The sequence below is a fragment of the bacterium genome, from assembly GCA_024226335.1.
Taxonomy (GTDB): domain Bacteria; phylum Myxococcota_A; class UBA9160; order SZUA-336; family SZUA-336; genus JAAELY01.
In genome coordinates this window covers 1-1,263 of the sequence record JAAELY010000146.1, presented here as the reverse complement: position 1 = coordinate 1,263, position 1,263 = coordinate 1, and the positions used below count along the sequence as shown (strand labels likewise).

The 1,263-nt window shown below is 64.1% G+C and carries 1 protein-coding gene; it reads right to left on the bottom strand.

Annotation, left to right across the window (positions count from 1 at the left end):
• On the bottom strand, positions 1-1,010 hold a 1,010-nt coding region (locus GY725_06775), incomplete at its 3' end, for a hypothetical protein (GenBank protein ID MCP4003883.1).
• Between the last annotated feature and the right edge of the window lie 253 nt (positions 1,011-1,263).

Here is a 1,263-nt window from a genome sequence, read left to right as displayed (position 1 = left end):
CGTTTCTTGAACTCGTAGATCAGTCGAGACTTCCCGCTCCCCGCGTCGCCGACGATGGAAACGACCTGCGCCAGACGATCGTCGAGCCGAGAAAAGCAGCCCATGAGTTGTGCGATCTCTGGCTCGCGTCCGAACAGAGGCGTCAGACCGCGCGCCTTCGCGATTCCCATCGGTGTCGCATTGGCGATCTCGATGATCTCCTGCGCGTTGATCGGTTCCGACTTCCCCTTGACCTCGAGGGGACCGACCGACTTCGTCCGAAAGTGCCCGCGCACCAGTGAAGACGTCGCCTCGCTGATCAGAATCGAACCGGGCGATGCCAGAGACTGGAGCCGCGCCGCCAGGTTCGTGGTGTCGCCGATCGCGGTGTAGTCGGTCTTGAGGTCGTTGCCCATCGTGCCGACGACGACCGTACCGGTGTGGATGCCGATCCTCGCGGTGAGTTCGACTCCCCCTTCGGAGCGCACGCGGGTATGCAGCTGCTCCAGCGCCTTCTGAATTCCGAGTGCGGCGCGAACCGCGCGTTCGGGATCATCTTCGTGTGTGATGGGCGCTCCGAAAAGCGCCATGAAACCGTCCCCGGCGAGCTGATTGACGATCCCTTCGTGGCGGTAGATTTCGCCAAAGGCGATCTCCAGAAACTGGTCGAGAAGCTCGCGGTACTCCTCCGGATCGAGTCCCTCGGCGATCGCCGTGGAACCCACCAGATCGCAGAAAAGGACCGTTGCGCGCTTGCGCTCACCGGCGACCGCACCAACACGGCGAATCTTGGACGCGAGTCCTTCCGGAAGGTGACGCTGCAGCGGGTCGCTCTCGGGCGGATCTTCCCGTGCGGGGAGCGATGAAGTGGCAGCCACCTCGCCGGCCGCTGTACCGCATTCCGGACAGAACCGGAATTCGGGGTTCAGGGTCTCGCCGCAATTCCTGCAGGCCGCCTGCAACGGAGTTCCGCAGGCATGGCAGAAATTTTTGCCGGGGAGGAGTTCAGTGCCGCAATTGCCGCAGGGCATTCGCGTTAACGTGGTCCCCGACCGGGCCGCCGTCAAGCGACCCGGATTCCCCGACAGAATCCCTTCAGGAGAGCCTGAAACCGCCGGTTTCCGGCGCGCGCAACCTCCGGGCAGGCTAGGGAACCTCTGCACAGGGAGGCTGCGGCTGCGAAGCGCGATGCATCCGCCTGCGCTGCGTCGCGCGACCCTCTGCAGATCTACGGATCTGCGATCGGATCACGCTTCTTGCTCAGGCGGCGACTCCCGCTTCTCG